Below are 24,454 nucleotides of genomic sequence, written 5' to 3' on the forward strand. Positions count from 1 at the left end.
GTCTGGAAATAACATTTTTCCAAGGTAAACTTTAACTTCGCCCGAAACTTGATGAAGGTGTTGGTAGACACTCGACTCTAAATGACAACGAAAAAAACTGTCGCTAAATAAGCGACAGTTAACCATAAGCTCTGAGAAGATTATTTTTTCAGTAGTTTTATTAGGAGTAATAGTCCTTTATCCTTTTTGATTTTTAAAATAATTATCAATGAGCTTCCCAATATCTGCTTTAAATTTAATAACCTCGTCTCCTTTTGTGGCCAAGGGAAACAATTCAATAGAAATTTCTTGAAAACACTCGCTGCCGTCTCCTGTAAAGTCGAACGTTCCAAGATTAACCCAACCCGACGAACCGACTGTCTGGAAACTGAGCCTTCCAAGTCGCCGATGATCCTTGAACCGTAGAATAACGAGACTTAACACCAATTTTGTAGCCGGCTAAATTACTTTATCTCCAAGACCCTTCCGTCGTGTATAACCCGGTCGTATTCGTGCTGTTGACGATAACCGTCAGATCTCTGATCGCTATGGTCAAAGGCAGTGTTGTTAAGGTCACTCCGTCCATCGTTACGGTGGCCCATACCTCAATGTGAGCTGTTGCTCCATCAAGGCTTTGAGGGGTCAGCAATCCAAGGTCTTTCAAGGGGACACATCAGTTATACTGGCGGCTGAACCAACAACAATTTCCCAAGCTGAATCACTGTTTGATTGTACCAATCCGGATGTTGCTGAACATGCTCTTTACTTCGTTCATTGCCGGATGCCTCAAACACTGCCGCTTTGTCTGTCTTCTCGTTATCGATTTCGAAACGAACCGTATGGTTCCCATTCGGAAGCTCCGGCAAAAATACATATTGATTCCGATTATGATCGTTGTACGGCGTGAATCGGTCGACTAGGAACGGCTCCCCGCCATCCACCGTCACCTTCAACCTGCCGGAATCAGGTCCCCCGATATCGAACAACCCGATGTGGGTGCCTTGAAACTCCACCGTGATAGCCTCTCCCGGAACGACAGCCCGCCATAGGCCGGGGAACAACCAATCGTACTTGCGGGCCAGCGCAAAATCATCGGGAGTCACGTAAGACCATCCTGCCGATAAATGGGCATGGCCATCCAGTTGCAGCATTGTTGCGTACTCCCAAGGATTGGACGGGACCAGAGGGATCTGAGGCAGGTTATGTTCAACACTTCCCGAACTAACCTGAAGGTCACGAATCCGCTCAAATGACCGAGTGATCGTATCCGTATAAATCTGGTGTCCTTCAGGAATTATCGGATGGATCGAATCATGCGTAAAAACAACGGTCCCAGGAATGGACTCTCCTGATCTTAAAGTGAAAACGAGCTTGCCCTCCGTCACCAAATGACTGACCGCTACACCCAGATGAATCGAAGGAATACCGTAATAGTCGCCCACATCCTCCTGCATAAGAGCTCCCTTCTGGTATTCCCCAGACTGGAATCCTACTACATCCCGCTCTTTCAGCGTATAAACGAACAGGATATCAATATACCGGCTCCGCTTGCGGATTTGACGGACAATGCCTTCGATCCGCGCCTTCGACTCGGGAACGCCGCCATCATTACCGACAAATTCAACAAACACTAGATCAGGCTGATGGCGCAATACATCCGTCTCCAAACGGGCGCAGCCCAAATCCGATCCCGTACCGTCTATGCCTGCATTCACACAGCGGATATCCGCCTTGGGATATTGTCCCCGAAGCCAATCCGCCGTCATAACCCTGTATCCTTCAGAGCGCGTATTACTGCCGCCAAAATAGACCATTGTCACGGTTTCCCCATTTTCCAACTTCTGAATGACATTAGGTAACCCTCTTCGAGGGAATAATTCCTGCATCGCGACTTCACCTGACCTCACTTTTCGTTTTTAGGAGCAAACAATTTTACAGCAAACACTTCATGATAAGGCGAACCATAGGTTGCATAGAAATGAATCAGGATTCGGGTTACACATTTCGCATCCACGATATGCCTATTCAACGTGAGATAATTTTCACGGATACTGATTTCCCTCTCGGTTCCGTCTTCAAAGGTTAAGATCACATCATAATCTTGGATAAGGGATTCGATCGGATCGTCGAAATGCTCCAAATCCAGCTGTGAATTGAAAACAAGATGGATTTCATCCAGATTTTTGGGGTTAGCGAAACAGAACTCCAACCATTCCTGTCCCTCTGTACGCTCCGAAATCCAGCCGTTCGGCAGACCATAAGGTCTAGAGTAGCCGTTGACGACATTCTCGGGGTTATACATATTCTGGGATGGCTGTAGGTCTTTAAAGCAAATGCTCTTATTGAATTTCTTCAGTCTGGACGGCTCTTCTGGCCTATAATAGAAGCTGACCGCTCCAGTCAATTTTTCTTCATTGCTGTATACGGCAAGGCTCTCCGTACCTTCAAGTACGATGTATATTTTGTCGTCCGCTGGCTTCGTGCAGCCCAAGTCCAGCGTAATCCAGTCGTCATGACCAGCTGTAATGGCCAAGCGGTAGTCCTTCATTCGGCTGGTGGGAATGTAGTTTTCCTTCCGTTCCCCGCCAAACAGCTTCACATGCAGCATTTCCGAATGCTCGGAACTATTTTTAATTTTGATCCGTACGCTCTCCGCAACAGATGTCTGAATGGGCAAGACCAAACATACCCCTTGCTCCAAGGAAATCGCTTCGGTTGGATGAAGATTGTCATAGCTGCGCTGAGACGAGGCACGAATATGTAATCCTTCAGCGAAGTAAGGATCTAATTCCTCTTTAAGCCCTACAATCGTTTGCCCGTCCCGAAGCAGCATCGCCTGCAGCTCTCCCATATGAGCTCGGGCGATGTCTGCGGGGTCTACCTCATATTTCAGGCATAACGAAGCGGCCGTTCCAACCGCCTGCCCCATACAACCGCAGGTTGCCATTACCCTCGTAGACCCGAAAGCAACATGGGTAGCACTTATATTGCGACCAGCGAACATGAGATTAGGTATATTTCGGGAAAATAAACTACGGAACGGAATATTGTACAAGCCAGGAACGAAATTCCATGCTGTAGCCGGTCCCTCATCGTAGATGCCCTTAGCAGCATGTAAATCCATATACCATCCCCCGACGGATACAGCATCTTCGAAATACGGCTTTGCTGTAAGATCGTTTTGAGACAACATGTGATTCCCTATAAAGCGCCTCGATTCCCGCTTTCCCGGAATCGGGCATACATAATCCAAGATGAGATTGTCCACATCATCAAATTCGCCGCTGTTTTTGATATAATCCCAAATCCCGTAAACCAATTTCCGCAGCTCTAATGCGATGTCTTCATTGTTTGTGATTACATCCATATGCCCGCCGTATTCCAGCCACCACAATCCGCCAAGCCCGTTGATTTTTCTAGGAAAAGCCCGATGATTTAAACCCTTTCTAATACTATCGAAAAAGGGCAACTTCGTAATATCATACGCAAAGCCAGGCCTCTTGTATGGAACGTGATACTCTACATCACGAGCTTGAAAAAGGATCGTGTCTCCCATGGTGTAGTGGTCCGCCACTTCAGGGGCTAAGTTTTCCCCGTATTCATGCCTCGCTTCTCTTCCCCATCGGAAGAGAGCACCTGCCTGATATCCGACAATCCCGTCTCCGGAGCAATCGATGTAGGTTCTGCTTTCAAAACGGAATTTCCTTTCGGAAGCTAATTGAAGGCCCTCCACCCATTTGATTCTACCGTTCTCCATTCCCGTTTCATGCACGCATGTATTCAGAAATAGAGAAATGTTAGGTTCATCATAGACCATATCCAACAAGACCGTATCCGAAAGCGAAAGCATAAGCTTTTTGTTATACAACGGATTATAGTGAAAAATCTTCAATTTGAGCTCTTCCACCAACCCGCCCTCACGCGCATAATAGGATGGACTTTTGCCGAGATAGGCCGCCCCGTTAATATGGACCCTAACCTCGCTGCTGGCATTTCCCCCAAGAACCGGCCGATCATTAATAAGTGACACTTGCAACCCTTGACGAGCGGCAGCAATGGCGGCACATAGTCCAGCAATACCTCCGCCTACGACGGTTACATCCGCTTTAATAAGCTCCATTTTGATAACCTCCATGATAATTTACATCTATCATGGTAGTCCTTTTAACCCCCTTTTTTTTACATGATTTCGAGAAAAATTCATACATTTTTTTGCAAACTTATTTGGTTTCATATCTTGTCATTTTTATCCGATATTGCTTAGGTGTATCCCCCGTATATTCTTTAAATAGTTTGCAAAAATACCCTTCATTGACAATGCCTACTTCCTCGCACAATTCCAATAAAGAATAATCCTGAACATTTAACAGTTCGAGAGCCAACTGTATTTTTTTTCGATTGATGTAGCTGATAACCCCTTCGTTCATTGTTTTTTTAAATAGGCTGCTAAAATACGATGGCGCTAAATTCACATCCTCTGCAATAGCCTCCAGGGTTAAACGTTGTTTCAAATTTTTCTCTATAAACCGCATGGCTCCCATGATTTCTGCACGATGTACTAGTTGGCCAGCGTGTACATATTCGAATGTAAAGTCGCTAATATAGGCTAGTTGCTCCCGAAATGCCATAAATTCGATGGGAAACTCCGCTACTTCCGTGGATGGCGTATTCCCCGATTTAAATTTCACAGTAATATCTCTGTAGAAGTCTCGAAGCATAGGTGCCATGATGGACTTATGGATTTTATGATCTGTAACAAATTGATTTAAATCATCAAATTCTTTCTCCAGCTCTTCTTTGGCAACTTGTCTTTGCACCCATACAAGAAAATCAGCCAGTTTCTGCTGAAAGTCATCTCTTTTGTCATTCCGATAATGGAACCGATGCGCTGGTGTTTTGACTACTTTCTCTGCATGATAATAGAAATCCTCACTCACATTGTGAGCTTCCGTGTAAGCTTGTTTGATGGATTCCCAGCCTCGATGCGGACCGCCAAAAGCTACGGAAACCCTTTGATTCAAGTACTTATACAGGTGAGAGACGATCTGACTCCCCAATGCCTGGCAAGCATATTCCGTATCCATGTCACTGCGATTATGTTCCCAGGAAAGAAAGCCAATAAACCGATTATTGGATAGATCCGTTGCTACACCACTGCCACAATTCAACACCGTTTCTTCGATGACATTCGTAATCGCATATTTCAAGATGTTTTGATCAACCGCTGAATATTCATTTCGAAAATTTTCATACTGATTCATTTCAACAATAAAGCAGCAATAGTTAGCTTGAAAGAAATGAAACTGCATGCTACCCACAAGATTCGATGCCCGATGCGAAGGTAATTCGCCTCTGATCAGTTCGTTAAACAATTGTTTGCGAACTCTATATTTATTTTCAAGAACGGTTACGTTTAAAGATTGGAATTCCTCTTCTTTTTTCTTAACCTCATCCAAAATTCCAGCTGCCTTATTCAAAGTTCGATCCAAATCTGCTTCATTTAATGGAACCTTAACGATGTACTCCAATACGTTGGCATGAATAGCTCGCTGTGCATATTCAAATGACGAATAGGCAGTCAAAAGAATGTATTGGGTATGAGGCAGCTCCGGCTTCAACTGCTCAATCATGGATATCCCATCCATTCTCGGCATAACGATATCGGAAATGACGATATCTGGCTTTCGTTTTAATATCTCCTCTATCCCCTTCTGCCCATTATTCGCTTTTCCCACTAACTGGAATCGCCTTTCCTTATGGGAGAGCTCGCTAAAAAATAATTCCAATCGTTGAATAATTAGATCTTCGTCGTCAACAATGAAGCAAGTGTACTCTCTCACCCTCATACATCTCCTCTAAACAAACCTGCCGGGAATATGGCGCGGACACGGGTTATTTCCTTCGGTACGCTTATGATTTGGAGCCCGTACTGCTCCCCACAGTGAAGTCTTATTCGACCATGAATATTATTTAACCCGATTCTTTTTCTTTTTACTTCCAGATCACTCGGTTCCGCCGTTAAAATATGCTTTATTTTATCCGTTGGAATTCCCTCGCCTTGATCTATGACTTCTATTATGACGATGCCGCCCTCCCTGTAGGCATGAATCGTAATCGAACCTTCGATTCCCCCTCCGTTATAGCCATGAAAAATACTATTCTCCACAATGGGCTGCAGCAGCATTCGAAAAACCGGAAAATCCATTAACCCCTCTTCGATATGCTCAATCAAGTCGAAGTGCCTGTTATATCGGATGTTCTGAATCGCAATATAGTCCGAAACATTTTGCAACTCCTGACGTAGTGAAACCTTCTCAGAAGCGTCGGCGATCCCATATTCCAATGATGAAATGAGAGACCCGATTACCACATCTACTTTCTCTATTTGACCGAGGCGTATGACATTGCTAATAGCTCCAAGTGTGTTATATAGAAAATGAGGGTTTATTTGAGATTGCAGCACTTGGATTTCCAGCTTCCGCTCGAGTTCATTATGCTGTTCTCCTCTACGAATCAGTTCCACAATTTGCTGCAGCATACGGTCGAATGCGCGGGAAAGGTCGCCGAATTCATCGTTTCGCTTAATGGTAACTGTCGTGGTCAGATCGCCTTGCTCTACCCGCTTCATTTTTGTTTTGAGCGCATAGAGCGGATTCCTTATATATTTGGCAATAAAAAAGGAAATGAACAAACTTAAGAGAAGACCTGCAACTAGAAGCCCGATATAGTAAGTTTCCAATCTGGACAACGCAGCTTCCAAACGAGATTCATCGTTGATCGAAATGATGGACCAATTGAATTTCTCCGTCGGTTTCTTCAGAATGTAGACCGGTAAACCCTCTTTAGTATGCAGGTGAAGACTTGTTCCTGTCGTATCAAGAATTTGTTCCGCCGACGTTTCCCCGATTGAAAAAGTATGATCTTGAATATTCAGGGGTCCTCTATTTTCCGAAAATCCGGCAATGATTTTACCCGATGCGGTGATAAGAGCCAGATTCATTTGTTCTTTCTTATTAATCTTGAACAAGGTTTCTTCAATGGCATTTAGATCCAAATCTACTGCTATAGCCATAGGAAACGGAGAGCCGTTCAGATATCGCACCATCGTAACGGTCCAGCCGGAATATTTCGATTGATAAGGATCACTTACAAACGTAGTCCTTCTATTCTTGTCGGCCGCATCAAATAAAGGTTTTCTGTCGGATAAAGGTTCATCGAAAATTCGCGTAGGCGTGCTTCCGCCTAGAATGGATAAATCACTTTTAATCAAGTATATGTTGCTGACGTAATTACTGTTGAGTTCATATAACTCTCTTAATTGCTTTTTGATTACTTCTGTATTGTCAATGTTTGCTTTCACTGATGTTTCGACCGAAAACAAGATCGTCTGGAAGGAGGAAAAATTAACAGTCAAATACTGGTCAACTTTGTCCAAGATTTGGTTTGTGTAATAAATATCGTTGGTTCTTATCTCCTTTTGAACATAGCGATAGGACAATTGGCTTATCAAGATGATGCAGCTTAATACAAACGCAAACACAATCAAAAATAGTTTTAAAGGCAAGCTAATTCTTCTTCGCATCGGTCATCTTCCTTTTACATCTGTATTCAACTAAGCATAGCATAGGACAACAAAGAGAGGGGCTATTTATCGCCACTCTCTTCGTTTATTTACTTGATTAGGCCAGCTTCTTTAAATTGCTTAACTGCCGTATCCTTATATTTCTGCATGTCAAACTTCGTATCCAATGTTTTGAGGAAATTGTCCCAGTTCGTAAGAGGGTCTTTGCCAGACATAAACTTGACTAAGCTTTCATTAATGAAACGTGTGCGGTCCGCTGCCAAGGTATCGCTCGGGTCTGCCGTCAACAAATTTCCGGGCAAAGTAAGACCCACATATTGCTGATTGTTCGTGAACGCTTCTGCTGTCTTCGGGTTCTGGAAGCTGAAGTACTCGGCATCCTCGCCACGGCGCGGCATTCTATAATGATCGACCCATAAGTACTTTTCTTTCATTTCCTTGGATAATTCAGAGGTTTTATTTTTGATCTTGCCGTCTACCACATCCCAATGAATCCCTTTAATTCCGTATGCAAAGTTGGGATAGGCCTCTTTGTCCGTAAAGAGATATTCCAGCATTGACAAGATTCGAATGATTTTATCTTTGTCGGCTTTCTTGGAAATCGCCCATGAATTGCCTTGGAATGATTTTCTCTCCACGATTTGATCGCCGTATGGCCCCTTCATTGGAGGAATGACGATCCATTCCGGTATCTCTCCACCGATTTCTTTCATTTTCTGCTGATAATCCGGTTCCAGCCTGCGGGCGTCTCTGATCATGAAGCCAACTTTACCTTTAAATAACTTTTGGTCCAACAAATCTGGCGTATTCATCGTCACCCAGTCTGGGTCCACAACTTTCGCTGTCATCATTTTATTGATGTAAGCGAGCGCCTCTTTCATTTTGGGATCGATAAATAGGAACACTGGTTTATTGTCTTTCACTTCAATGGCAGAAGGCGGATTAACGCCAAACATCCACATCAAGCTATCGAAGCCGTAGGTTTGCAGGTTGCCTTCTTTATTCATACCGCCTATGAATCCGTACGTATCGTTTTTGCCGTTTCCGTCCGGGTCTTTCTCCGTAAAGGCTTTCATTACTTCGTACAGCTCGTCAGGGGTTGTCGGCACTTTCATATTCAGCTTTTTTAACCAATCGTTGCGGATGAAGTAGCTTCGACTGATACCGTTTACATTATCATAACCCGGAACTCCGATGGTTTTTCCCAGATAGGACGTCGCCTCCCAGGAGTCATTACCAAAACGCTTCTTCAATTCAGGAAATTGATCCAAGTATGGCGTCAGATCCGCAAGAACACCTTGATCATAATATTGTGCGAGATCGGCTCGACTCTTCAAGAAGAGCAAATCGGGAATATCCCCGCCCGCAATAAGCGTATTCAGTTTGGTTGTTGCTTGCCCAGCTTGGGGAACCATCATATCCAAGTCAATGTTTACTGCCTTCTCCAACATTTGGCGTTGAACATCTTCATCACGTGGAGGTATCGGAGCGGCAGCATTGAAAGTACCTTGGTTAAACATTGTGATTTTCATTTTGGTCGCGAACTTGTTAGCTTCGGATTGAGGGCCGCTTGAAGCTGCAGGCTTAACTTCTTCTTTGTCCGCACATCCTGACAATAGCGCTCCCAGCCCTATGGTAGCAGCCAGAACAGTAAATGAAACCTTTTTACGTAGCATATTGACCTCTCCTTTTGCTTGTATCTATATTATCACGGCTTCCCCGTAACAACCTAGGTAGGAATTGCTTTTTAACCTTTAATCGATCCCATGAGTACACCCTTCGTAAAATGCTTTTGCATAAATGGATAAACGATCAAGATCGGAACCGTAGTCACGACAACAGCAGCCATTTGCACGGCGAACTTGCTAATCGTTCCGGAATTGGCCATCGAGTCCGCACTTTGTGTTGCGACGTTAAGCAGAATGTTGCGCAAGACAACTTGAAGCGGCATTAAGTTTGAATCATTCAAGTAAACAATCGCATCGAAATAACTGTTCCAATGCCCCACGGCATAAAAGAGGGAAATCGTGGCAAGGACGGGCAAGGACAGGGGTAAAATGATTCTCCATAGCGACTGAAGTTCACTTGCGCCATCGACCCTCGCTGATTCCTCGATTTCGGCAGGCAATTGCTCGAAAAAGCCTTTAATGATCACCAGATTAAATGCACTAATGAGATGTGGAATAATTAATACCCACGGACTGTTTAGCAATCCCAGAGAGCGGATTAACAAATACGTTGGAATTAACCCTCCACCAAACATCATGGTAAACACAATGAATATTAAAAATATGCTGCGTCCTGGCAAATATTTTTTGGATAACGGATAAGCCGCTATGATCGTAAAAAACACATTAAGCGCAGTACCTACAATCGTTCGAAACAACGTGATTTTATACGCCTGCCCTATACCATGAGAAAAAAATACTTCTTTGTAGGCTAGAAAGGTAAAGGATTCAGGTATAATCACAATTCCTCTTCTTAACACTTCCGATTCTGGCGTCACTGAAACAGCAACCACATATAAAAAAGGGAGTAAGCAAAGCAGGGATAGTACAATAAGAATCATATATACGGCTGCTTGCCATACTTTTTCCCCAATTGTCATGTTAATCATTTTGAAAACCACCTCACCAAATTTGCCCATCGAATTTTTTTGCAAGCTTGTTCGCAGCCAAAACTAAAGCAAATCCGATGATAGCTTTAAACAATCCCACAGCCGTTGCCAAGCCAATCTTAAGACGCTCCAACCCTTCACGGTATACCCATGTGTCGATAATATCGATCTTCTCCTGGTTAAAGCTGTTGGCAAACATGAATATTTGGTCAAAACCAGCATCCAGAATATGGCTTAATTTGAGGATCAGCATCAGAATAATAACGCCTCGAATGCCGGGTAATGTGACATGCCATAGCTGTCTCCACTTGGAAGCGCCATCAATTCGAGCAGCTTCATATAAGCTTGGATCAATTCCTGCTAATGCGGCGAGATACAATATCGCTCCCCAGCCAATATCCTTCCATATCTCAGATGAGATGATCAACACTCTGCCCCAGGCAGGTTCCGTTAGAAAAGAGATCGGCCCAATACCATTTTGCTTTAAAATCATGTTAAAAAGGCCTTCCCCTGGGGCTAATAATGCCACCATCAGTCCATAAACAATGACCCATGAAAGAAAATGAGGCAAATACGTGATCGTTTGTACAATTTTTTTGAACCATTGGGTATAAACTTCATTGAGAAGCAAAGCAAGTATGATGGGAGCGGAGAAACCGAACAATAGCTTATACAGCGAAATGATAATCGTATTTCTCATAATGTCCCAGAAATAAACGCCATTCATAAAATCCTTGAAATTTTTCAATCCCACCCATGGGCTTTCCCATAGTCCCAAGGCTAGGTTGTAGTTTTTAAAAGCAATGATGATTCCTGCCATGGGAATATATTTGAATACGGCAAAGTAAACCAATGCCGGGAATAAGAGAGCATACAACACTTTATACTTCTGTATCGTTCTTATCCATGAATTCCGCTTTTTGGGGAGGGAAATGGCGTCCGCTGCCAATTTCGCTTGCATATCATCACCTCGTCTTTATTTATATTTGTATAATAGCACCCCCCTTTCGGATAAATTTCTGTGATTTCAAGAATTTCTTACAAGATATTAAGGAAGTGGGACCTTGGATAATTCCAATAAAAAACATAAAAAAACGGACAGAGTGAGCGCTACCGTTTACAGGTGCTTTCACTCTTGTCCGTAATCATGAAAAAGGAGCTGCCGCGTAGCAATCCCCTCCTTTCCACAAGCTCTTCAGATAACGATCCTGCTAAGTGTTTAAAAACAAATTAACATGTTCGGCAAATAAATCTGCGTATTGGAACAAGAACCCATGACCTGAATCCGGATAAATAATCAATTGCGCATTCGGTATGCGTTGGGAAACAATATAAGAATTGATAGTCGGAATCATGATGTCATTATTTCCATTAGCAACAAGTACGGGATGCTTAATCTCCCCGAGTCTGTCAAAAGTCGAATCCTTCCCCCACGCCACAACCGATTTTATCTGCGCTTGAACCGACTCAGCCCTAACTAGTGGCGCACGGTCGTCTTCTCTTCTATTAGCAAGCCGGTCTAGGTACTGTAATCCTGACGCTTTGCTTGTATCTGTCGGTTCGAAGAACAAGTAAAGGAAATCTTCCGGCTCGTTCACCGGTTTAAAAGCAACTTTGAACACTTCAGGTTTACCAGATTGTGTACCTTCCCCGGTCCCGCCCCCTGTACCTGCCAAGATTAAACGACGGATCAAATCAGGGCGAGCCACTGTCACTACCTGCGCAATGTAACCCCCCATAGAGAAACCGATGAGATCCACTTGTTTAAGACCAAGCGCTTCAATAAAAGTGATTGCATATTCCCCTGTTTCAAAGAATGATTCTGCAACTTCTCCCGATGTCAATCCGATACCTGCACTATCAAACAGGATGACCCTGCGTTCCTCCGCCAAAGCATTGACCAAGGCAGGATCCCAGTCATCCATCGTACCTCTAAAACGTTGGCAGAACACTAGCGGCACTTCAGATGGTTTGCCGAATGTCCGGTATGCAAATCGGATTCCTTTAGCATCAATATACGATGTTTCTACTGTTTCTGCTGTTTCTGCTGTTACTTCAATTACATTCATGGTATCTTCTCCCTTATGCTCATTCGTCGGGCACTCTAATTGCAACTCTCATACCGGATTCCCCTTGCTCCGACATCGTGATGACAGGCCTCGTGATCCTGCCACGTTTTTGTTATTTTACCCGTGATGTTGCATTTAATTCGGAAAGTAAAAAGCACCTCGTTTGAGATGCTTAAACACATTCACTCCCCCCACACCTTGGTTCACGACAATCGTCTCATTCATCGCTGCTTTCCTCCAATTCACTGCTTGCCGATCACCATATTTGAGATGACAATCGTCGTTACCGATTGCTTGCCAAGAACGGTTCTGAATCCACTGCCGGCAATCAGAAGCTCCGATTCCGATAAATTCGCGAGCTGCGACGTCTGATAGACTTTGGCCGTAAGGCTGTCATAAGTAAATGCCGTCAGGTCGAAATGAACCTCTCTTTCATCGCCTTCGTTTCGTACAACGATGGTGAGCTGCTTTTTATCCTTGTCATATGCCGCAACGGAACACTCGTTATCGGTAAAAATGATTCGGCTGCCTGGCCGAATAAATTTACTGAAACTAGCCATTGCGTAATATTGCTTCGTAAATTCATAGCTTTCGCCTTGTGTGAAATCAGAATGAATAAAGCCCCAATTGTTCTGCGCACCCTCATCTTCAACAGCTTGCCAATAGACCCAAGCGGAGGGCTGCAGGATCCTCAAATCGGATATAATTCTCTCCGCAAGCTCCATCACTCCGCTCATATCTTCATGGTCATGCGGCTCGGAGCCGCCGGTTCCGAACTCGGACATCCATAACCTCTTCCCTTTTTCCTTTGCCAGCACACGAAGCTCTTCCAGCTTGGAGCCATTATAGGTGTGGGTATTGATTTGAGAGATGCTGTTCAACGTTTCATCATCATAGCCATACAGCATCTCTACCGTCTCGTCTACGCTGTTTTCATCGGGCGCGCTGACAGTCGTTCCGGTCAAGCCTTTCATACGAAGAGAACGGGCGGTTTCCTTTATGAGGACCATCTGTTTATCAAGCGTAAAGTGAGCGCCTTCTTGAATATTGCCCTTCTTCCACCAATTCGATATGGGCTCGTTCAACGGATTCAACGTTCTGAACGAAATCCCGTATTCTTCTTTATAATGCTTCACCACTTCCGTCAGATAGTCGGCAAAATTATTGTAGTACTCCTCCTTCAAATTGTTTCCGCCGTCTACCGCTCCGGTTACCGATCCGCTTATGGTCATCCAATAAGGCGGCGAGTTCGAAAATGCTTCCGCAATCGTCGCTCCGCGCTCGAATGCTCCAAGTAACACAAACTTCTGGCCATTGTCCGCCGTCCAATCCCATTGTCCCTCTTGCGGCTGAAATCCTGGAACATCGCCGCCTGGACGCAAAGAATTCGGTTGAATAGCTGGATTCTCGCCGCCCCCGATATTATAACGAACGATATTAAGACCGAGTCCTTTGTTCGTATCGAATATAAGGTCCAGAACTTCGTTTAGACGATCTTTATTCTGCCACTGACCAAGCATATGCCCCCACCAGGCAAGCGTGGTCCCCCAGCCTTCAAAACCTTCATATCCTTCAGAAGGCTGTACACGAATCAGATTGTCGGTTTTCATCTCATTTATTTCCCGGCTCTGAGCTAAGTTGTCTGAATTCAACATAAATCCTCCTCTTAATTGCTTAGCCTTTGACGGAGCCCGACAAAGTTAACCCTCGGGAAATATACTTTTGTCCGAAGGCGTAGATGATTAAATTCGGAATCAATACGACAATCGTGGCGGCAAATACATAGCCGTAGTCGACAACGGTTCCTTGGCCGCCGATCAAGTTACTAATCCCAAGTTGCAGCGTGTACCGAAGCGGTTCACTAATGTAAATAAGCGGATTGAGAAAATCCCTCCATGTACTGTTAACCGTCCACACCACAACGGTTGCGATGACCGGGGCGCATAAGGGAACGATGATTCTAACCAAAATCCCGAAACTTGTCGTGCCGTCGATTTTGGCGGATTCATCGATTTCTTTCGGAATCCCCATAATAAACTGGCGCAGGAAGAACAGATTATAGGCATTACCGAAGAACGCCGGAACGATTAGAGGCAAATAGCTACCGACCCAGCCCAATTGTTTATACATTAAAAATGTAGGAATAAGCAGCACTTCGCTCGGGAGCATCAGCGTAGCCAGTACCAGCAAGAAAAGCGGCTCGTTGGCCCGACTGCGAAACCTCGCGAAACCGTATGCAAAGATCATCGATGAAATGACTTGACCGATGACGTTCATGACCGTAATAAAAAGCGAATTGCCAAAATAGCGAAAAAAATTAAACTCAGTAAAAACGAGAACGTAATTGTTCCATTCCCATACTTCTGGAATCCATCTGATTGGTATTAAAAATACGTCTTGCGAAGGCTTGAACGAGCCTGAGAGAGTCCAAATGAGCGGCAAAATAAAAGAAAGCAACCCAACAGACAAAACGAGATAACGGATTAGACGTTTCGCCGCTTTTAAAGGTTTGAACCTTGACGCCGTCTTCTGATTTAGACCCGATGCAAGTTGTGCCTCAATCGGTTTCATAGTGGACCCACCTTTTGGAAACATACATATTCAACACAGTAACAATGAATATCAACGTCACGATAACCCAAGCAATAGCGGAAGCAAAACCCATCCTGTAAAATTGAAAAGCGTTTTCGACCAAATTGACCATCAAGCTGTCGGTCCAGGCTTGTTGAGTGACCGGCAAGACCTGAGGTTCGTTAAAAATTTTGAATATGTTGATCATATTCGTTGTAATTTGGAAAAAGATAATCGGAGATATATAGGGTGTAATAACGGTAAGAAATCTTCTATATCGGCTCGCCCCATCCATTTCCGCCGCTTCGAGCAAATCTTTCGGAACGGTTGCCAGCGCCGGAAGCCATATAACGATGCTGCTCGTTACGTTGCCCCAGAGCCATATTAGTAGAACGGAAGGTTTGGCCCAATTCTCGGCAGTATACCAACCCGGGCCATCGATTCCGAACCAGGATAACACCGTATTGATAAGTCCCATATTGTTTCCGGTAGCATCGCCAGGCAAGAGCATATATTGAAACATGATGACGACGGCAACTCCGCCAAAAATGGACGGAATATAGAATCCGATTCGAAAGAAGTTGATTCCTCTTATTGCTTTAAATAACAATAAGGAAACGAGGAGTCCGCCGAGCGTGCCTATCGGAACACCGACAATTGCGTAATAAATTGTATTTTTAAAAGCAGGCCAAAAATAAGGATCTGTATTCAACTCGATGTAATTTTGCAAACCGACCCATTTAGCTGGCGACAGAATATCCCACTCCATAAAGCTAAGGACGATTGAGACAAAAAAAGGTATTGCATAAAAAGCCAGAAACCCTATGATCCAGGGCGTCACATAAAACCAAAATTGTCTCGCTTCATTTTTGTCATATCCTTTTAATGCCGTTGTTCTAGCCATACTTCTTCCCTCCTTATAAGAAGTAAGGCGGGCCCCACCCACCCCCGCCCTGCTTCGAACCTCTTACTTTGCAGAAAGCAATTTATCTACGTCCACTTTCATCTTAGCCATGGCTTCTGCCACCGGTTTATTCTGATCGAGGATTTGTGTTATGTACGTTTTGGCGATTTTGTTGGATATTTCTTCCCATTTGGTCGTAATTGGAGGAGCAGTAGCCCCTTCAGCCGCAACCAGCTGCGATTTGAAGTGGACCGGCGCTTTGCCGCCAAGATCGAGATACGCATCGGAACCTGCCGCGGATTTGAGTGCAGGAATATCTGCATGTTCTTTAGCGACAACAGCCATTCCTTCTTTGCCCGTCAAGAACTGCAGGACGACCCAAGCCGCATCCTTGTTTTTGGAAGCTTTCGTAATCGAGAAAGCGCTGGAGAACAACGGATTTGCCGCTTTAGTACCTACAGGCGGAGGTGCGATATCCCAATCAAAGTTTTTGATTTTTTGGCTATCGACAATCCACCAAGGACCGTCGATCATCATGGCCGCCTTGCCGCTCGTCCACAGATCCGCGCCTTGAGCTCTTTGGTCCGCACGAGGAACGACGTTGTATTTGTTCAACAAGTCCTGCATCAATTGCAATCCCTTCAGCGCTTCCGGAGAATCCATTGTAAACTTTGTCTTATCAGCATTAAGCAACGAGCCGCCTTGCGTTTCTACGAACAATTGTTGGAAAGCAAACCAGTCATCGATTTTCGGCAGTGCCCAGATGCCCTCTTTTTTATTTGCGATTTTCTGGGACGCATTCAGGAAATCGTCCCACGTCCATTTGTCGGTCGGGTATGCAACTTGCGCTTTGTCAAACAACGTTTTGTTATAGAAAAGAAGCATCGTACCAATACGGAACGGAACGCCCATTACTTTGCCATCATAGCTGTAAGCGTCGACCCCGGCTTTGTAATAGTCGTCGATTTTTAATCCGCTTTTTTGAATGTAAGGAGTAAGATCCTCCAACTGGTCTTTAGCAGCATATCTGGTGAACGCTTCACCCTGCGCAACGACATCGTAAGGATTTCCTGCCGTCATGGTCGATAGCATTTTTGTCTCATAGGCAGAATTATTACCATTCGGAATTTGAACCAGTTTAATTTTGATATCCTGATTCACTTTCTCGAATTCCGCTTTGATCGCTTCCATCCGTTTCATGTCATTTTCGCTTCCCCAGAAGGAAACAGAGACTTCGCCCGAAGGTTTTGCCTCCTTAGACGGCGGTTGGCTGGCCGCATCGCTTACACTTGGGGAACTGTTTGTCGTTGTACCATCATTTTTACCGCAACCAGCTAGTATGATCGTTACGCAAATAACCAATGCTGTCCATAACCGAAACTTCTTCATGTAGACCCCTCCAGTCTATTATTGAAACCCGCTTTTAAAATGTAACCCGTTTCATGAAACGGGTTACATTTTTCAAATAAAAAAAAGAATGCGCTTATTACAGTCACAATCTATTTCTTTATGAAAGGGGTTTCATATTTGAAATTGTATGCCACAAATCTCGCTCTGTCAATATCCTTTTTTCGATTTTTAGCGGCATCAAGACATTTTAAGGGCTAATGCCGCGTCTCGGATCTTCGATGATTTTAGTTTGATAATACCCGACTGCTACCGCGAACAACCAGTTCCGGCTCTATAACGGTGACTCGCTTCGCCTTTTCCTTGCTGATCAGTTTGTGAAGAACGTCCAAAGCCGTCCTTCCGAGCAGATCCGTTTTCTGGGACACCGTCGTAAGCTCCGGGTTGATAACTGAAGCTAACGGAATATCGTCGAAACCGACGATCGATATGTCTTCCGGAATCCTCAGTCCCTTTTTGAAAGCCGATTTTACCGCGCCAACGGCTGTATTGTCATTGATGCAAATCACCGCCGTCGGACGAGACGGTAAATCAAGCAGTATATCCATAGCGCGTTCTCCCCAGGACATCGAGAAATCGCCGTAAAGGATGCGCTCTTTGGGGACACGGAGCCCGTTTTGATCCATGACACTCTTAAAAGCTTTAACCTTCTGCTCTGTGGTTGACATGTAAGCGTTCCCTGCAATGCAGGCGATTTCCCTATGACCGAGTTCGATACAATGGCGGGTCGCGATTTCCGCGCCTTTCGCCTCGTCCGTGATCACACGATGCAGACGGCTGCCCGGTAAATTTCCGTTGACCAGCACGAGAGGAATGCGTGAGGCGACTTCCACTACTTCTTCGATCATTTCCACTTTGCATTTAGAAAGGTTAATGCGTCCGCCAAGGAAAATGATGCCTTCGACCTGATTTTCCCGAAACTTGTTCAAATATTGCGATTCCTTTTCGTAATCCCCTAGCGAATCGCACAGAAAGAAAGTGTATCCTTTTTCGTGCGCCTGACTGTAAATCCCACTGATGACTTCCGGGTAAAAAGGGTTTGTTATGTCCGGCACAATGATGCCTAAAGTTCCCGTTTCTTTCTTGGACAGGCTTCGAGCAAGCGCATTTGGATGAAATTGGTACTTGTCAATTACATGCATGATTTTGTTTCGGGTGCTTTCTTTTACGGGAGCCGTATTGTTCAAAACTCTTGAAACGGTTGCTACAGATACTTTCGCTTCGTTGGCTATGTCATATATCGTTATGTGTTTCACTTCTGTCATCACCTTTTCATCCTAGATACTGCAACCTATGATAGCATTTCCCGTACGGAATTCAAATTAATATACCTGACGATCGTTTTGACTTCTCTTTGCTCCTCTTGACAGAAAAAAACCCTCTTAGTTTGGTATCATGGAAGTGTTTAGCAACCATGCAAACAATGAAAGGTGAGCAACTCCTATAGTACACCAAAAATCCTTGTCTGAACAGGCAAAAACTCGTTTTTCCAACTTGTTTCAACTCTGCAAATCGGCAAACTGCTTTAAGATTATCAGACTGCTCTACAGCAACTTATGGCTTTATTTATACAGTTGACTCATGCAAGAACCAAACGTGAAAAGCCGTTAGTATTTTGTCAACTCAGCGAATGGATCTCTAGTGTGCCTTGTTATATCAAGGGTTTGTTTGGCGAACTACGCTGCGAAAATTGCAATTTCTTTCTATTCATAGTTCCTCAGCTCCATTACTTCTACGATTATTATAAAAAGAGGCAAACGATTTATGTTATCGTTTACCTCTAATTATTTATAAAACGGAGCCCGCAAACCCGCAGCGCTCCGTTTTTATTGTTTCATAATTAATTCTAATTAAATGTTGAAGCTCCGCTATAAAAAGTCCTGTTTCAAAATTATTTGCATTGAAAAATTCCAGTTCATGCAGTATTCTTCCTAGAATTAAGCTATGGGCCTTTAGAGCAACGAAAATTCACTATGCCAGAACCAAACTTCAACTAGGGTTACACTAAATCGTTTCCCTAATCTCTCGCCCAGAACAAAAGCCGTTTGCTCCTACAAAACACGCTAGTTGGGCTATAATGACACATCCTGGCCAACTACACGTTCTCTATTTAACCCTGTAGGCACGAATCAAATTCAAAATTTGACTTCACCTACCACTCGGCGATACTCCCATCTTTATGCCGCCATACAGGGTTCTGCCATTGGTGCCCGATGGCTGCCATCTTCCTGACATGCGCTTCGTTCACTTCAATACCTAAACCAGGCCCTTGAGGGATTTGGACGAATCCATCCTTGTACGCAAATACAGAACCATCAACTATATAATCTAGTAGATCACTGCCTTGATTATAGTGAATGCCCAGACTTTGTTCCTGGATGAACGCGTTATGTGCTGTTGCGTCCACCTGAAGACATGCCGCCAAAGCAATAGGTCCAAGCGGACAATGCGGTGCCAGAGCAACATCATAGGCCTCCGCCATCGAAGCAATTTTCTTACACTCTGTAATCCCCCCGGCATGCGAGAGATCGGGTTGGATTATATCCACATACCCATCCGCCAGCAGAGACTTGAAATCCCACCGGGAGTACATTCTCTCTCCAGTTGCGATAGGTATAGATGTATGCCGGGCAATTTCGCGTATTGCCTCGTTATTTTCTGCTAAGACAGGCTCCTCAATAAACATCAGCTTGAAAGGCTCTAACTCTTTAGCGAGAATCTTCGCCATCGGTTTATGGACGCGACCATGAAAATCAACGCCAATCCCCACATATTTGCCAACAGATTCGCGAATAGCAGCAACACGTTCCAAGACTTGATCGATCTTTTCATAGGAATCAATATACTGGAGTTCCTCTGTCCCATTCATCTTGACGGCCGTGAATCCCGCGTCAACAATTGATTTAGCAGCTTGACCGACATCACTTGGACGGTCTCCGCCAATCCAGGAATAGACACGGATCGAATCCCGGCAAGCGCCACCTAATAATTGATAGACGGGGGCATTATAATATTTGCCTTTAAGATCCCACAACGCCTGATCGATGCCAGCAATCGCACTCATCAGAATCGGTCCCCCGCGATAGAAGCCTGCGCGATACATTGTTTGCCAATGATCTTCGATACGTAGTGCATCTTTACCAATCAGATAAGTCATCAATTCATGAACCGCCGTTTCCACCGTGGCTGCCTTGCCTTCGATCACAGGCTCCCCCCAGCCTATAAGGCCTTCATCGGTTTCCAATTTGAGGAATAGCCACCTCGGAGGTACTTTGAATAGTTCATAGCTGGTAATTTTCATAAATCTTATCTCCTCTCTATTGGGTCGCCCTGACGAATTGGGCTGCTTTGTGTGTTAATTGTTCTAAAGAATCGATATTGATAACCCACTTGGCTGGAACAAGCGAACTGCCAATTCCGATGGCAGCAGCGCCAGCGTCAACAAAAGCGCGAATATTGTTCAGATCTATACCGCCAGTTGGCATTAACGGAATTTGCGGCAGGGGTCCTCGCAGGCTCTTAATAAATGAAGGAGAGATGGTGTCAGCCGGGAAAATTTTCACGATATCGGCACCGTGTTCATAAGCTGTCACGATTTCCGTAGGCGTATAAGCGCCGGGAATACTGATTGCACCATAACGTTTAGTCAAACGTATCGTTTCCACGTTAAGCGACGGCGAGAGGAGGAACGAGGCTCCGGCAAGCAGCGCTGCTCGTGCCGACTCTGGATCGAGTACGGTCCCCGCCCCAATCAACATGTCATCGCCGAATTCGGCGCGCAGCAGACGAATGGCCTCTAGAGCACCTGGCGTGTTCATAGTGACTTCGATCAGCCGGATGCCTCCAGCATGCAGCGCCTGTGCTACGGGCAGCACATGCTGCAGTTCCGTACCCCGCACAATGCTGATAATTTTGTGTTCAAGAATCTGTGACAAGATGGACATGCGATTCTGCTCCTTCCAATTCCTGTTATCCTTTGACAGCCCCTTCGGTCAAGCCCGAAATTAATTGCTTTTGAAAAATAAGCACAATGATTAAAAGAGGCAGCACACTGATCACCGAGCCAGCCATAATCAAATGATAGGGCGTATTGTTGCTGTCCTCCAGCGCCTTCAGAGCGACAGCGAGGGTCATATTTTCTTTGGATCTTAGAATGACAACGGGCCACATAAAGTTATTCCATTGTTTTACAAATAAAATGATGCCGAGCGCCGCAAAAGCGGATCGCAAATTCGGTAAAATTACTTTACGGAACAAGGTAAATTCGGAGCATCCGTCAATGCGCGCTGCTTCCATCATCTCATCAGGAATAGACCTGCAGTATTGACGCATAAAGAAGATGCCGAACGCATTGGCCAAATCAGGAAGAATAACCCCCCAGAGATTATCGATCAAGTGAAAGCTTTTATAAATAACAAATAGCGGTACCATTGTGGCCTCATGGGGAATCATCAGCGAAGCAAGCACAAAAATAAATAACACTTGTTTGCCCCTGAATTGATATTTCGCAAAAGCGAATCCCCCCAAACCACATAGGAATAGCGTTGCTATGGTAAAAACACTGGACAGCAGCAAGCTGTTCCATGCCACTGTACCAAAGCCTCTATTTACAAAAAGTTCGGTGAAATTCCCCCATTGCCATACGTGCGGAAGCCAGGTCGGTGGATTGGTGAATATTTCGCTGATGGACTTAACAGATGAGCCGAACAGCCACAGCAGCGGAAAAATCATGAGAAACGAGACCAAGACCATCAAAATGAACAGGATGATGGCTGTCCATCGCGTCTTTCCCGTACTTGATTTCGGCCTAACCGGCCGGTTAAGACTGACCGTACTTTGCAAAGTGTTCCCTCCTTACGTCTTATTTTTCATCAAACAAACGCATCTGGATCAAAGATATGACCATCATCAGAATAAAAAAGCAAACAGCTATCGAAGAGGCATAGCCGAAATTAAAATTTTGGAAGCTTTCGTTAAATAGCATCAGAACGGGCGTTAATGTCGAATTAAGTGGTCCACCTTTGGTCAGAATGAACGGTTCTGTAAACAGGGAGAAAGTCCCGATCGTTGACAATACCGTGCAAAAAAGTAAAATCTGCTTGACGAGCGGCACCGTAATCAGGAAAAAGCTTTTAATTTTGGTTGCACCATCCACATAGGCAGCCTCATACAAGTCCTTGGGAATACTTTGCAGACCAGTCAACACCAGCAACATATTGTAGCCGAGCCAACGATACAGCACCATCATCGCAACAGATATTCGAGCCCACCAAGGCGACTCTAACCAAGGGATCGGTTTACTGGTCCAGTGCAAATTCGACAACAGCGTATTGATCAGCCCATCCTGTGTATTGAATAACAGCACGAATACAAAGGACACGGCAACAACGGACACAAAATTGGGAACAAACAGAGCCATCCTGAAAAAGCCCTTGCCTACCATCCAATTCGCATTTAACAGACTAGCAAAAATCAAAGCTAAGAACAGCATGATCGGCACATAGAGCAGGAAAATAACAACACAGTTCCACAGGGAAAGCCAAAAAGTATGATCTTTTAGTAGAACGACATAGTTATCAAAGCCGATAAAACTCTTTTCCTTGGAGCCATTCCAATCCGTAAAGCTAAGATAGAACGAATAGATAATTGGATACAGCGAAAAAAGTAAGAACAACAGAAAGTAAAGCGAAATGTAAAAATAGGGGGCTAAACGAAGCTGCAGTTTCCAGCCTGGACTTCTCATGATTGTACCTCCTTAAAGGGTAAAAAGAAAAAAGGAGGCATCGCTCCGATAAACGGCTGCAGCGATGCACGCGTTTATCGAACAGGATGCCGAAAGTGATTTACTTCCTTTTTGTTTTCTGACGCAGCTCGTCAGCCATTGCTTTCAAAGCTTGATCAGTTGGCACATTATTCAAGAAAATTTGCGCCCATACATCCGTCATCCGTTTATTGGCCATCGGAAAGTCCGATGTATAAGCAAGCGGAAACGTTTGTTTTAGAGACTCCGCATACACCTGACGGATTGGTTGGTTGTTAAAATAAGCAGATGGCTCATTAATTGCTTCGTTGCTGTAAGTAGTCGTTAAAGATGGAAATAGACCTGCTTTTTTCATCATGTTAATTTGCGACGTTTCTTTACCTAACATGAATTCAATGAACTTCCACGCTTCTTCCGGATGCTTGGAATTTTTATTGATTGCTAAGTTCGATCCGCCTTGGTTGGCGCCCGTATACTTATCATCTTTGGACCATTTTGGCATCGTTGTTACCGACCATTTGCCTTTATCATCAGGCGCATATTGGCCTTCAATAATCGCATCGTGCCAGGAACCGCCTACTACAGTTGCAACCTTGCCTTCTTTAATCGCGTTGCCCCAAGGATCGGTATTAGCACGCGCGTCATAGACAAGATCTTCCTTTTGCATTTTGACTAGATAATCGGCAATTTCTTTGACTTCCGGTTTTTCCACCGATACATTGCCTTCTTTGTCAAAATACCAAAGTCCCCGCTGCCACATCATCGATTCAAAAACACGGTTGCTCGAATTCGTCTTGGAGTCGCCGAACATGAGAACGCCAGTTTTCTCTTTAATTTGTTTGGCTGCTTGGTAATAATCGTCCCATGTTTGGATCTTCTGAGCGACTTCTTTCGGATCCGTTGGCAGACCTGCTTTGGCAAAAATATCATTCCGGTAGAACATCACAACTGGACCGCTATCCCAAGGCATTGCGTATACTTTGTTATCTTTGGTCGCATCTTCCCATTTGTAGGCGTTCATTTTATCCTTATACGGTTCAACACGCTTGGTAATATCCAAGAGTGAATCGATCTGCACCATCTGGGCCATATTGGTAGACTCCAGACCTACAATATCTGGTACCGCATCTTGCGTATTGGAAGAGATCAGATACTTCTGGTATAAATCAGTGGATTTCATGATCTGATATTCCACTTCAATATTTGGATTCTCTTTTTGGAACGCTTCCATGTTTGCGTCCAAACCAACTTTAGCCGACTCCCAGATCCACACCACTAACTTGACTTTCCCGGTAGAATTGGCTGGACTTGCAGCACCGCCCGCCGAATTGGTAGTGGATGAAGAATTGGAACAAGCTGTCCCTACTAAGCTTATTGACAAGCAGCTTGCCAATAAGAGTGACCAACTTTTTCTTTTCATGAAGAATGCCTCCCTGTATGTTTATATCCTTATGTTAAAGTAAATGAAAAGGGTTTCATACCGACGAATGTTTGGAAAAAGTGCAATCTTTATCGAAAACGAAAAAATGCCTGCCCCCCTTCAGGGACAGGTGCATTTTTGTCT

General features: G+C 44.5%; 20 protein-coding genes. All 20 read right to left on the reverse strand.

The window, feature by feature from the left end:
- Positions 1 to 177: 177 nt before the first annotated feature.
- A complete protein-coding gene (locus AC58UW_RS01560) occupies positions 178 to 423 on the reverse strand; it encodes a hypothetical protein (protein ID WP_497418964.1) in 246 nt (81 codons plus the stop codon).
- Positions 424 to 448: 25 nt separating this feature from the next.
- Positions 449 to 643, reverse strand: a complete 195-nt coding sequence (locus AC58UW_RS01565; protein ID WP_497418965.1) for a hypothetical protein — start codon at positions 641 to 643, stop codon at positions 449 to 451.
- Positions 644 to 656: 13 nt separating this feature from the next.
- Positions 657 to 1,865: an SGNH/GDSL hydrolase family protein gene (locus AC58UW_RS01570; protein WP_497418966.1), complete on the reverse strand. Its 1,209-nt coding sequence runs from the start codon at positions 1,863 to 1,865 to the stop codon at positions 657 to 659.
- Between the two features lie 17 nt (positions 1,866 to 1,882).
- Entirely contained in the window at positions 1,883 to 4,099 is a 2,217-nt protein-coding gene (locus AC58UW_RS01575) for an FAD-dependent oxidoreductase (RefSeq protein ID WP_497418967.1), read from the reverse strand.
- A 100-nt stretch (positions 4,100 to 4,199) separates the two neighbouring features.
- Positions 4,200 to 5,819, reverse strand: coding sequence for a response regulator transcription factor (locus tag AC58UW_RS01580; protein ID WP_497418968.1), 1,620 nt, complete (start codon positions 5,817 to 5,819; stop codon positions 4,200 to 4,202).
- A 2-nt stretch (positions 5,820 to 5,821) separates the two neighbouring features.
- Complete coding sequence (locus tag AC58UW_RS01585) at positions 5,822 to 7,561, reverse strand: sensor histidine kinase (RefSeq protein WP_497418969.1); 1,740 nt, start codon at positions 7,559 to 7,561, stop codon at positions 5,822 to 5,824.
- Positions 7,562 to 7,650: 89 nt separating this feature from the next.
- Complete coding sequence (locus AC58UW_RS01590) at positions 7,651 to 9,237, reverse strand: extracellular solute-binding protein (RefSeq protein WP_497418970.1); 1,587 nt, start codon at positions 9,235 to 9,237, stop codon at positions 7,651 to 7,653.
- A 71-nt stretch (positions 9,238 to 9,308) separates the two neighbouring features.
- Positions 9,309 to 10,178, reverse strand: coding sequence for a carbohydrate ABC transporter permease (locus AC58UW_RS01595; RefSeq protein WP_497418971.1), 870 nt, complete (start codon positions 10,176 to 10,178; stop codon positions 9,309 to 9,311).
- A 13-nt stretch (positions 10,179 to 10,191) separates the two neighbouring features.
- Positions 10,192 to 11,139 carry an ABC transporter permease gene (locus tag AC58UW_RS01600; RefSeq protein ID WP_497418972.1) on the reverse strand — a complete coding sequence of 316 codons (948 nt, stop codon included), beginning with the start codon at positions 11,137 to 11,139 and terminating at the stop codon, positions 10,192 to 10,194.
- Positions 11,140 to 11,389: 250 nt separating this feature from the next.
- Complete coding sequence (locus tag AC58UW_RS01605) at positions 11,390 to 12,247, reverse strand: alpha/beta fold hydrolase (protein ID WP_497418973.1); 858 nt, start codon at positions 12,245 to 12,247, stop codon at positions 11,390 to 11,392.
- 242 nt (positions 12,248 to 12,489) lie between these two features.
- Positions 12,490 to 13,899, reverse strand: coding sequence for a glycoside hydrolase family 30 protein (locus tag AC58UW_RS01610; RefSeq protein ID WP_497418974.1), 1,410 nt, complete (start codon positions 13,897 to 13,899; stop codon positions 12,490 to 12,492).
- 22 nt (positions 13,900 to 13,921) lie between these two features.
- Positions 13,922 to 14,818, reverse strand: a complete 897-nt coding sequence (locus AC58UW_RS01615) for a carbohydrate ABC transporter permease (RefSeq protein WP_497418975.1) — start codon at positions 14,816 to 14,818, stop codon at positions 13,922 to 13,924.
- Positions 14,805 to 15,722, reverse strand: coding sequence for a carbohydrate ABC transporter permease (locus AC58UW_RS01620; protein ID WP_497418976.1), 918 nt, complete (start codon positions 15,720 to 15,722; stop codon positions 14,805 to 14,807). The genes AC58UW_RS01615 and AC58UW_RS01620 overlap by 14 nt, the downstream gene beginning before the upstream one ends.
- Before the next feature lie 63 nt (positions 15,723 to 15,785).
- The gene (locus AC58UW_RS01625; protein WP_497418977.1) at positions 15,786 to 17,111 is read right to left on the reverse strand and encodes an ABC transporter substrate-binding protein; all 1,326 of its coding nucleotides are present in this window, start codon (positions 17,109 to 17,111) and stop codon (positions 15,786 to 15,788) included.
- A gap of 245 nt (positions 17,112 to 17,356) precedes the next feature.
- A complete protein-coding gene (locus AC58UW_RS01630; protein WP_497419318.1) occupies positions 17,357 to 18,385 on the reverse strand; it encodes a LacI family DNA-binding transcriptional regulator in 1,029 nt (342 codons plus the stop codon).
- A gap of 896 nt (positions 18,386 to 19,281) precedes the next feature.
- On the reverse strand, positions 19,282 to 20,430 hold the full coding sequence (gene dgoD, locus AC58UW_RS01635; protein WP_497418978.1) for a galactonate dehydratase: 1,149 nt from the start codon (positions 20,428 to 20,430) through the stop codon (positions 19,282 to 19,284).
- 16 nt (positions 20,431 to 20,446) lie between these two features.
- A complete protein-coding gene (locus tag AC58UW_RS01640; RefSeq protein WP_497418979.1) occupies positions 20,447 to 21,073 on the reverse strand; it encodes a bifunctional 4-hydroxy-2-oxoglutarate aldolase/2-dehydro-3-deoxy-phosphogluconate aldolase in 627 nt (208 codons plus the stop codon).
- A 25-nt stretch (positions 21,074 to 21,098) separates the two neighbouring features.
- Positions 21,099 to 21,971, reverse strand: a complete 873-nt coding sequence (locus AC58UW_RS01645; protein WP_497418980.1) for a carbohydrate ABC transporter permease — start codon at positions 21,969 to 21,971, stop codon at positions 21,099 to 21,101.
- A gap of 19 nt (positions 21,972 to 21,990) precedes the next feature.
- The gene (locus AC58UW_RS01650; RefSeq protein WP_497418981.1) at positions 21,991 to 22,872 is read right to left on the reverse strand and encodes a carbohydrate ABC transporter permease; all 882 of its coding nucleotides are present in this window, start codon (positions 22,870 to 22,872) and stop codon (positions 21,991 to 21,993) included.
- A 100-nt stretch (positions 22,873 to 22,972) separates the two neighbouring features.
- Entirely contained in the window at positions 22,973 to 24,310 is a 1,338-nt protein-coding gene (locus AC58UW_RS01655; RefSeq protein ID WP_497418982.1) for an ABC transporter substrate-binding protein, read from the reverse strand.
- Positions 24,311 to 24,454: the final 144 nt, after the last annotated feature.

It is taken from the genome of Paenibacillus sp. J22R160 (assembly GCF_059692135.1).

Bases quoted from the DNA above. Each gene is read 5' to 3' on its own strand.
- AC58UW_RS01570 (WP_497418966.1), bottom strand. From the start codon at position 1,865: ATGCAGGAATTATTCCCTCGAAGAGGGTTACCTAATGTCATTCAGAAG.
- AC58UW_RS01575 (WP_497418967.1), bottom strand. From the start codon at position 4,099: ATGGAGCTTATTAAAGCGGATGTAACCGTCGTAGGCGGAGGTATTGCT.
- AC58UW_RS01585 (WP_497418969.1), bottom strand. From the start codon at position 7,561: ATGCGAAGAAGAATTAGCTTGCCTTTAAAACTATTTTTGATTGTGTTT.
- AC58UW_RS01590 (WP_497418970.1), bottom strand. From the start codon at position 9,237: ATGCTACGTAAAAAGGTTTCATTTACTGTTCTGGCTGCTACCATAGGG.
- AC58UW_RS01595 (WP_497418971.1), bottom strand. From the start codon at position 10,178: ATGATTAACATGACAATTGGGGAAAAAGTATGGCAAGCAGCCGTATAT.
- AC58UW_RS01600 (WP_497418972.1), bottom strand. From the start codon at position 11,139: ATGCAAGCGAAATTGGCAGCGGACGCCATTTCCCTCCCCAAAAAGCGG.
- AC58UW_RS01605 (WP_497418973.1), bottom strand. From the start codon at position 12,247: ATGAATGTAATTGAAGTAACAGCAGAAACAGCAGAAACAGTAGAAACA.
- AC58UW_RS01615 (WP_497418975.1), bottom strand. From the start codon at position 14,818: ATGAAACCGATTGAGGCACAACTTGCATCGGGTCTAAATCAGAAGACG.
- AC58UW_RS01620 (WP_497418976.1), bottom strand. From the start codon at position 15,722: ATGGCTAGAACAACGGCATTAAAAGGATATGACAAAAATGAAGCGAGA.
- AC58UW_RS01625 (WP_497418977.1), bottom strand. From the start codon at position 17,111: ATGAAGAAGTTTCGGTTATGGACAGCATTGGTTATTTGCGTAACGATC.
- dgoD (WP_497418978.1), bottom strand. From the start codon at position 20,430: ATGAAAATTACCAGCTATGAACTATTCAAAGTACCTCCGAGGTGGCTA.
- AC58UW_RS01640 (WP_497418979.1), bottom strand. From the start codon at position 21,073: ATGTCCATCTTGTCACAGATTCTTGAACACAAAATTATCAGCATTGTG.
- AC58UW_RS01650 (WP_497418981.1), bottom strand. From the start codon at position 22,872: ATGAGAAGTCCAGGCTGGAAACTGCAGCTTCGTTTAGCCCCCTATTTT.
- AC58UW_RS01655 (WP_497418982.1), bottom strand. From the start codon at position 24,310: ATGAAAAGAAAAAGTTGGTCACTCTTATTGGCAAGCTGCTTGTCAATA.